This is a genomic window from Streptomyces sp. NPDC051776 (assembly GCF_040681345.1).
GTDB lineage: Bacteria > Actinomycetota > Actinomycetes > Streptomycetales > Streptomycetaceae > Streptomyces.
On record NZ_JBFAYQ010000098.1, the window covers coordinates 1 to 8,384 of the forward strand.

The 8,384-nt window shown below is 73.4% G+C and carries 2 protein-coding genes; both read right to left on the reverse strand.

What is annotated here, in order from left to right; translation table 11 throughout:
- Positions 1 to 6,968: type I polyketide synthase (locus AB0M26_RS30785; RefSeq protein WP_365266149.1), on the reverse strand; the 6,968-nt coding region annotated here is incomplete at its 3' end.
- A 45-nt stretch (positions 6,969 to 7,013) separates the two neighbouring features.
- The gene (locus tag AB0M26_RS30790; protein WP_365266151.1) at positions 7,014 to 8,381 is read right to left on the reverse strand and encodes an SDR family NAD(P)-dependent oxidoreductase; all 1,368 of its coding nucleotides are present in this window, start codon (positions 8,379 to 8,381) and stop codon (positions 7,014 to 7,016) included.
- Positions 8,382 to 8,384 lie beyond the last annotated feature (3 nt).

Consider the following 8,384-nt stretch of genomic DNA (forward strand, 5'->3'; position numbering starts at 1 on the left):
CCGATCGAATGCCCGGCCAGCACATCCGGCCGCACACCCCACGACTCCAGCAACCGGAACAACGCCACCTCAAACGCGAACAACGCAGGCTGCGCGAACTCCGTACGATTCACGGCGTCTTCGTCGTCACCGAAGACGACCTCCCGCAGCGGACACGGCAGGTCCGCGTCCAGCACCGCACACACCGCGTCGAAAGCGTCGGCGAAGACGGGGAAGGTCTCGTACAACTCCCGCCCCATGCCCGGGCGTTGGGCTCCCTGGCCCGCGAAGAGGAACGCCGTACGGCCCTCGGACCGCGCGCGGCCGGTGACAACGCCGGGGTCGGGCTCGCCCATGACCAGGGACGCCAGCGCGGACAGCAGCTCCTCGCGCTCCTCGCCCAGTACGACAGCGCGGTGTTCGGAGGCGGTGCGGGTGGTGACGAGAGACAGGCCGATGTCGGCGGCGGAGAGTCCGGGCCGGGAGTCGGCGTGAGCGAGGAGCCGTTCGGCCTGGGCACGCAGGGCGTTCTCGGAGGCACCGGCGATCACCCAGGGCAGAGGGCCCGTCAGTGGTCCCGGCAGCGCCCCCGGTACCCGTGGGCCGGTCTCCGTGCCGTCCTTGGGCTCCGTCAGGTCCGTCGATCCTTCGGCGTACGGCTGTGGCCCGTCCGGCAACTGCTCCGCGTCCCGGTCCGGTCCGGTCTCCTGCGGCTGCTCGAGGATGACGTGTGCGTTGGTGCCGGAGACGCCGAACGCGGAGATTCCCGCGCGTCGCACGCGGTCGTCGCAGCGCCATTCCCTGCTGCCGGTGAGCAGTTCCACGGCGCCCGCCGACCAGTCGACATGCGTGCTGGGGACGGTCGCGTGCAGGGTCGACGGCAGGACGCCGTGCCGCATGGCGAGCACCATCTTGATGATCCCCGCCACTCCGGCGGCGGCCTGGGTGTGACCGATGTTGGACTTCAAGGAGCCCAGCCACAGGGGCTGTTCACGGTCCTGTCCGTACGTGGCCAGCAGCGCCTGCGCCTCGATCGGGTCGCCCAGCGACGTACCCGTACCGTGCGCCTCCACGGCGTCCACGTCTGCGGGCGCCAGTCCCGCGTCGGCCAGCGCCGCGCGGATCACCCGCTGCTGGGAGGGGCCGTTGGGCGCGGTCAGGCCGTTGCTCGCACCGTCCTGGTTGACCGCCGAACCGGCCACCACCGCCAGCACAGGATGCCCGAGGCGGCGCGCGTCGGAGAGCCGTTCGACCACCAGCACACCCACGCCCTCGGCCCAGCCCGTACCGTCGGCGTCATCGGAGAACGCCTTGCACCGGCCGTCGGCCGCCAGACCGCGCTGGCGGCTGAATTCGATGAACGCGCCTGGGGTCGACATGACGGTGACGCCGCCGGCCAGGGCGAGGTCGCACTCGCCCGCCCGCAGCGCCTGCACCGCGAGGTGGAGGGCGACCAGCGACGACGAACAGGCGGTGTCGACCGTGAGGGTCGGCCCTTCGAGGCCGAGGACGTAGGCGATCCGTCCGGATACCACGGCCGCGGCATTGCCGGTGCCGAGGTAGCCGTCGCCCGCATCGGGCGTGCTGAGAAGCAGCGCTGGATAGTCCTGGCCATTGGAGCCCATGAACACACCCGTACGGCTGCCGCGGAGCCCGCCCGGGGCGATGGCGGCGCGCTCCAGCGCCTCCCAGGAGGTCTCCAGCAGCAGGCGCTGCTGCGGGTCCATGGCGACGGCCTCACGCGGCGAGATTCCGAAGAACGCCGGGTCGAAGTCCCCCGCGCCGGTGACGAATCCGCCGTGCCGGACGTAGCTCGTGCCGGGGCGGCCGGGCTCGGGATGGTGGAGCGCGTCCAGGTCCCAGCCGCGGTCGGTGGGGAATTCGGTGATGGCGTCGCGCGCGTCGGCGACGAGGTTCCACAGCTCGTCGGGTCCGGTGACGCCGCCGGGCAGGCGGCAGCCCATGCCGACGATGACGATGGGGTCGTCGGAGGCGCGCTCCGTACGACCGGCGCCGGCAGCGGTGTCCGGCCGGGCTGCGCGGTGGCCCTCGTGTGCGCCGAACAGCTCGTCGTGTACGAAGGCGGCAAGGTCGACCGGGGTGGGCTGGTCGAAGACCAAGGTGGCGGGCAGCGGGAGGCCGGTCGCGGCGGTCAGGCGGTTGCGCAGTTCGACGGCCGTCAGGGAGTCGAACCCGGAGTCGCGGAAGGCGCGCCGGGTCTCCAGCAGCCCTGCATCGGCGTGGCCGAGGACGGCCGCTGCATGGGTACGGATCAGGTCCAGCAGTGCGCGGGTGCGTTCGGCGACGGGGAGCCCCGCCAGGCGTTCGCGCAGTGCCGCGCCCGCGCCGCCGCCGTCCGGGACGACCTGTTCCCCGCGCAAAGCGTCCTGTGCCTCGGGAAGGGCGGAGAGGAGTGGACTGGGGCGGGTGCTGGTGAAGCCGGGGGTGAACCGGGACCAGTCGACATCGGCGACGACCTGCCCGGTGACGTCCAGTTCGAGAGCGCGGCGCAGGGCGGCCAGCGCGATGTCGGGGTCGAGTGCGCTGAGACCGCGCCGGCGCAGATACTCCTCGGCCCCCTCATCGGCGGCCATACCGCCCTGGCCCCACGGCCCCCAGGCGATGGACGTGGCGGTGGCGCCGCGGGCGCGTCGCTGTTCCGCAAGGCCGTCGAGGTAGGCATTGGCGGCGGCGTAGGCGGTCTGGCCTCCGGAGCCCCACACCCCGGCGATGGAGGAGAACAGCACGAACGCATCGAGCGGGCGGTCGCCTTGGGCGCGCAGCACGGCGTCCAGGTGGGCGGCGCCGTGCGCCTTGGCGGCGAACACCGAACCGAAGCGGTCGGCGTCGAGTCCGGGCAGCGGAAGCGTGTCGGTGACGCCCGCCGCGTGGACGACGGCGTCGACGCTGTGCCGGGCCAGAAGGCGCTCGACGGCCGTGCGGTCGGCGACATCGCAGGCCTCCAGGGTCACGCGGGCGCCGAGCGCGGTCAGCCGGTCCCTCAGTTCGGCGGCGCCGGGGGCATCGGGTCCGCGGCGGCCGGTGAGGACCAGGTGTTCCGCACCCTGTTCGGCGGCCCAGCAGGCGATACGGGCGCCGAGCGCGCCGGTGCCGCCGGTGACCAGCACCGTGCCACGCGGCTGCCAGCCGCTGCCGGTGCCCGCCGGAGTACCGATCTTCGCCGGAGTACCGGTGCTCGCCGGAGTGGCGGTGCTCGCCGGAGTAGCGGTGCCTCTCGGGGCGGCAGGCTCCTCGTCGTGCAGCAGACGGCGCCCGAAGACACCTGAGGCCCGTACGGCGACCTGGTCCTCGTGCCCGGTCCCGGTGCAGGTCGCCGACGCGGCCCCGGCCAGCACCTTGGCGAGCCGTCCCGCCGCACGGCGGTCGACGGTTTCCGGCAGGTCGACGAGACCGCCCCACCGGTCGGTCAACTCCAGTGCGGCCACCCGCCCCAGGCCCCACAGCGCTGCCTGCGACGGCTCCGGGGCGGCGTCGGACCGTGCGGTGGCCACCGCACCCCGCGTGGCCAGCCACAGCGGGGCGGTCACCTGTGCGTCGCCGAGCGCCTGCACGAGCCGTACGGTGCGGAAGAGGACGTCCGCCGGCTCCGGTTCGGCGTCCCCTGCCTCATCGCCCTCTCTCCCTGCTTCCCCGCCTCGCCCGTCCGCCGCGCCCGTCCCGCCTGCCTCGTCGAGCGCGGTGAGGGCGAGGACACCCGCGAGCTCCCCGACGCCGGCGAGCCTGGCGGCCAGCTCGGTGCGCTCCTCGCCGGGCGCGCACTCCCACAGCAGCGGTTCGGCGCCGCTCGCCGCCAGGGCCTGTGCGACCGTACGGACCCGGGCGTGGCCGGTCGTTCCCGCGGTGACGGCGACCAGCCATCGTCCGGTCAGCGGGGTGTCGGGGGCCGGGTCGAGCGGCTGCCAGCCGACCCGGTAGCGCAGCCGCTCCACCCGGCTGCGCTCGTGCCGCGCGCGCCGCCACGACGACAGGGCGGGTACGAGGGGACGGACGAGTCCCGGGTCGACATCCAGTGTCTCGGCGAGGCCCGCGATGTCCTCGTCCTCGACGGCCGTCCAGAAGTCCGTGTCCCCGCCATCGGTTCCCGCGGCCGCGGACGAACCGGGCGGGCCCGGCTCCAGCCAGTACCGCTCACGGCGGAAGGCGTACGTCGGCAGCTCAACGGTCCGTGCGCCGGTGCCCGCGAAGACGCCTGCCCAGTCGACCGGCGCGCCGTGGGCGTGGGCACCGGCGACCGCGGCCATCAGCGCGGCGGGCTCGGACCGGTCCGTGCGCAGGGACGGGGCGGCCATCGGTCCTTCGCCGCCCAGGAAGTCCTGCGCGAGGGCGGTGAGAGTGCCGTCCGGGCCCAGTTCGACGAACCGCGCCACCCGGCGCCCGGCGAGCAGCCGAACGCCGTCGGCGAACCGGACCGGCTCGCGGACGTGCCGCACCCAGTAGTCGGGCGAGCACAAGTCGGCCGGGGTGGCAGTCTCCCCCGTCATGTCGGAGACGATCGTCAACCGCGGGGCATGGTAGGTGACGCTCTCGGCAACCTTCCGGAACTCCTGGAGCATCGGCTCCATCAGCGGTGAGTGGAAGGCATGGCTGACGCGCAGGGCCTTGACCTTGCGGCCCTGGCCACGGAGGTGCGCGGCAACCTCCTCAACGGCCGCGGCGACACCGGAGACCACGACCGAGCGCGGGCCGTTGACGGCCGCGACGCCACAACGGTCGTCCAGCAGGGGCAGCACCTCGTCCTCCGCCGCCTGGACGGCGACCATCGCCCCGCCCTCCGGGAGTGCCTGCATCAACCGCCCCCGGGCGGCCACCAGCCGGCACGCGTCGGGCAGGGACCACACTCCGGCGACATGAGCGGCGGCCAGCTCGCCGACGGAGTGGCCCAGCAGGAACTTCGGGGTGACACCCCAGGATTCCAGCAGACGGAACAGGGCGACTTCGAGGGCGAACAGGGCGGGCTGGGCGTACTCGGTACGGTTCAGGCGCTCGGCGTCGTCACCGAAGACGATCTCCCGCAGGGAGAAGGGCAGTTCGGCGTCCACCGCGTCGAACGCCTCGGCGAAGACGCTGTACGCGTTGCACAACTCCCGTCCCATGCCTGGCCGTTGCGATCCCTGACCGGCGAACAGGAAGGCCGTGGCGCCGCGTACGGTGCGACCCACGACGGTTGCGGGGCCGGGGGCACCCTCGGCGAGCGCGGCGAGTTCCCGTACCGCCGTCTCGTGGTCCGGGGCGAGGACGATCGCGCGGTGCTCCAACGCGGCCCGGGTGGTGGCGAGTGCGTGGCCGACATCCAGTGGACGGGGTGGCTCGGGGGTATGCCGCAGCCGGTCCAGCAGGCGGCGGGCTTGCGCGCGCAGCGCCGCCTCGCTGCGCGCGGACACAGGCCACGGCACGACGGGCAGAACCCGGGGTTCGGCGGCAGGGCCACCCGGGTCAGCGGCGCGAACGGCGCGATCGGCGGGACCGGCGGGACCGGTCGACTCGACATTCCCGGCGGGGTCGGCGGAGGCGACGGGAGCGGCAGGGTCGGCGGCACCGACGGTTGCGGCGGGGTCGGCCGGGTCGACGAGGTCCGGGAGGGGGGCCTGTTCGATGACGGTGTGGGCGTTGGTGCCGCTGATGCCGAACGAGGACACACCGGCGCGGCGCGGGCGGCCCGCCTCGGGCCAGGCAACCGGCTCGGTGAGCAGCCGCACCGCTCCCGCCGACCAGTCGACGTGCCGGGACGGCTCGGAGACGTGCAGGGTGCGCGGCAGCGTCCCTTGCCGCATCGCCTCGACCATCTTGATGATGCTCCCGACGCCCGCGGCGGACTGGGCGTGCCCGATGTTGGACTTCAAGGAGCCCAGCCACAGCGGCCGTTCACGGTCCTGGCCATAGGTCGCGAGCAGAGCCTGCGCCTCGATCGGGTCGCCCAGCGACGTACCTGTGCCGTGCCCGTCGACGGCGTCCACATCTGCCGGCGTCAGGCCCGCGTCGGCGAGCGCTGCGCGGATCACCCGCTGCTGGGAGGGGCCGTTGGGTGCGGTGAGGCCGTTGGAGGCGCCGTCGGAGTTGATCGCCGTGCCACGTACCACGGCCAGCACCGGGTGACCGAGGCGGCGGGCGTCGGAGAGCCGCTCCACCAGCAGCATGCCGGCGCCCTCCGCCCAGCCCGTCCCGTCGGCGTCCTCGGAGAACGCCTTGCACCGGCCGTCGGCCGCCAGACCGCGCTGCCGGCTGAACTCGTAGAACATCGCCGGGGTTGCCATCACCGCGACCCCGCCCGCGAGCGCCATGTCGCACTCGCCGCGGCGCAGCGCCCGGCACGCCCAGTGCAGGGCGACCAACGAGGAGGAGCATGCAGTGTCGACGGTGACCGTGGGACCTTCCAGGCCGAGCGTGTAGGCGATACGGCCGGAGGCGACCGAGGTGGCGTTGCCCGCCAGCAGCAGGCCCTGCACGCCCTCGGGGAACTCGCTCACGCCGACGCCGTAACCGGAGGTCGCGGCACCGACGAACACCCCGGTGCTGCTTCCCCGTACGGAGCCGGGGTCGATTCCGGCCCGCTCGAACGCCTCCCAGGAGATCTCCAGCAGCAGCCGCTGCTGGGGGTCCATCGCCAGGGCCTCGCGCGGGGAGATACCGAAGAAGTCCGCGTCGAACCTGGCCGCCTCGTGCAGGAAACCACCGCCGAGCGCGTAGAAGGTGCCGGGATTGTCGGGGTCGGGGTCGTAGCCCGCCTCCACGTCCCAGCCGCGGTCCGCGGGGAATCCGGAAATGGCGTCGCCGCCCTCGTCGACGAGCCGCCACAGATCCTCCGGGCTCTCCACGCCTCCCGGATAGCGGCAGCTCATCGCCACGATGGCGACAGGCTCCCGGTCCCGCTCCTGCACCTCGCGCAGCTGTCGGCGCGTCTGCCGCAGCTCAGCGGTCAGCCGCTTGAGGTACTCGACGTACTTGCCGTCCAACGTCTCGCCTTCAGCCACCAAAGCCACATCCCTGAGCCGGTGCCAACGGTCTCCCGCGGCTCATCACGGCTGCCCGAGTTCTTTGTCGATCAGGTCGAACAGCTCGTCCGCCGTCTCGACGGAGTCGAGTTCCCCGTCGTCGATGCCGGCGGGCGATGCTCCGGAGCCACCGGGGCCGGTGCCGTTGTCACGTCCGGCACCGCCGCCCTTAGCTGCCAGTTCCTGCCACTTCGCCGTCAGCAGCCGCAGCCGGGAAGTGATCGTCGCGTGGTCGTTCCCGCCTGCCGCTGCGGCGACGAGCGCAGCCTCCAGCCGGTCCAGTTCGGCCAGGAGCGGCGCCGCGGTCACGGCGGCGCGGTGAGTCTCGCCCGTACCCGTGTCCGCGCCCGAGCCCGTGCCCGGACCTGACGTCTCCGGCAGGGTGATCTCCTCCAGCAGACGCCCGGCGAGCACCGACGGCGTCGGATGGTCGAAGACGAGGGTGGCCGGCAGCCGCAACTTGGTAGCGGCGTTGAGCCGGTTACGGAGTTCGACGGCCGTGAGCGAGTCGAAGCCCAACTCCTTGAATGCCTCGTCGGGTTCGATCTCCTCCACTGAGGCATGGCCGAGGGTCGCTGCCGCCTGGGCGCACACCAGGTCGACCAGATACTGCTCCCGGTCGGCCGGAGCGAGCGCCGCGAGCCTGGCGCCGAGGTCCTGGGGGGCGGCCCCGCCCGCCGCCGTCTCCGCCGCACGCCGCGCCGGGGCCCGTACCAGGCCCCGCAGCAGTGGCGGCACGGCCTCGGCGCGTGCCCGCAGCGTCCGCAGGTCCAGGTCCACCGGCAGAAGCATCGCCCGGTGCGCGGGGGCCGCATGGGCCACGAGCCCGGCGGTGTCGAGCAGTTCGAGTCCCTGCTGGGCGGTGAGCGGCCGCATGCCGCCACGTGCCATGCGGCGCAGGTCGGCTTCGGTGAGGTGGGCGGTCATGCCCGCGCCGGGTGCCCAGGGGCCCCAGGCCAGGGCAGTGGCCGGAAGACCGGACGAACGGCGCCTTGCGGCGAAGGCGTCCAGGAAGGCGTTGGCGGCCGCGTAGTTGCCCTGCCCCGCACTGCCGAACGTACCCGCGACGGAGGAGAAGACCACGAACGCCGACAGATCAGCGCCCCGGGTCAGCTCATGCAGATGCACGGCCGCGTCCGCCTTCGGCCGCAGTACCTCGGACATGCGCTCCGGAGTCAGGGAGCCCACGACACCGTCATCGACGATCCCCGCGGTGTGCACCACGGCCGTCAGCGGATGCTCCTCCGGCACCGCAGCCAGTACCTCCACCAGGGCCGCGCGATCACCGACGTCCACGGCCGCCACCTCGACACCGGCACCCAACTCGGCAAGCTCGCCGACGAGTTCAACGGCACCGGGCGCATCAAGGCCACGACGGCTGGCCAGCAGCAGATG